Here is a 1,177-nt window from a genome sequence, read left to right as displayed (position 1 = left end):
GGAGCAGGGCTGTTAAGTTCTAATGATATTGAAAAGTTCTTTGACATTTGCACGAAATAAAATTTGGCTATTGGTAATCGAGCTACCGTTAATTTTTCTGTGAATATTGATGGCTATCGAGCTAAATACAGAAGCAGATACTGGACCAGTTCCAGTTCTTATTCTGTTTTTATCTTCTTTATGAATGACATCTTTTACCCAATGGAGTTTATTTTCGATTCTCCAATGTTGTCTAATGATTTGATGAAATGCTTGTGCATTCAATGATAAATCAGAGATAAAAAAAGCCTTTTCATAAGAGGTTTTGCCCTTCTCTAAACGGGTTCGATGAACAATGATGTATGTTTGAATGTTGCTCCAATTTTGTTTGATGGTCTCATTGGTGACGGTGAACGTTTGAGTGATTCGAGTAACACGACGACCATGCGTGGAGTCCTCTTCGAGAAAACTATCTAAGGGTTGAGTTTCTACATGAGCTTGTATATTTTGATGTAAAGTGGGTTGATTGGCTTTGACTTGTGCTACATAGTGCTGATTACACTCAATGATGGTTTGTATCGTTTTTTTGGGTATGTAAAGCATCCATCCGAATGATTAAACCATTCACTGCAAGCGTTTCAATTAACTCTTTTAACATCTGTATCTCACTGACCTTTTTGTGTCTATATGTAGCTATTTTGGCAATTAATCCAGTGGTTTGACAAAATAAACTCACCACACTTTGGAAATCTTGCTCAGAGGTAGGTTGCTGGCTAACAGTTGACTTCAAACTTTTACCATCACCACTTAGGGCATCCCCTGATTTGAGAGCTACATAAGAGTTTGTCCACATATTAAAAGCATCAATCAGCTCTTGCTCGTTAATACGCATCAGCACCTCTCGAAACGTAACATGGGAGGGGATGCCATGTTTTAGTCCTAACACTGAAATGAATAATTCCGAATGGGACTCGCAAAACTTATGAACAGGACGATAGCCTAAATAACCACATACGTAACTTAAAGTTACCATACAAAAAATTTGCTCAATACTCGTTCGACAACCCTGCTTGCGACGTGGGTCGTTTATCACACTTAAACAACTTAATAGACTCATTTGACAAATTTTATTTTGTGCAAAGTTAAAGTATTTTCAATATATCAAAGAACTTAACAGCCCTGCTCCATCGGAGAGGGG

At 37.6% G+C, this 1,177-nt stretch carries 1 pseudogene; it reads right to left on the bottom strand.

What is annotated here, in order from left to right:
- Positions 1–12: 12 nt before the first annotated feature.
- A pseudogene (locus tag VB796_RS23835) lies at positions 13–1,096 on the bottom strand (ISAs1 family transposase).
- Positions 1,097–1,177 lie beyond the last annotated feature (81 nt).

Origin of the sequence: Arcicella sp. LKC2W (genome assembly GCF_034931005.1) — a bacterium.
Classification (GTDB): domain Bacteria; phylum Bacteroidota; class Bacteroidia; order Cytophagales; family Spirosomataceae; genus Arcicella.
This window is presented reverse-complemented; position numbering and strand designations above follow the sequence as displayed.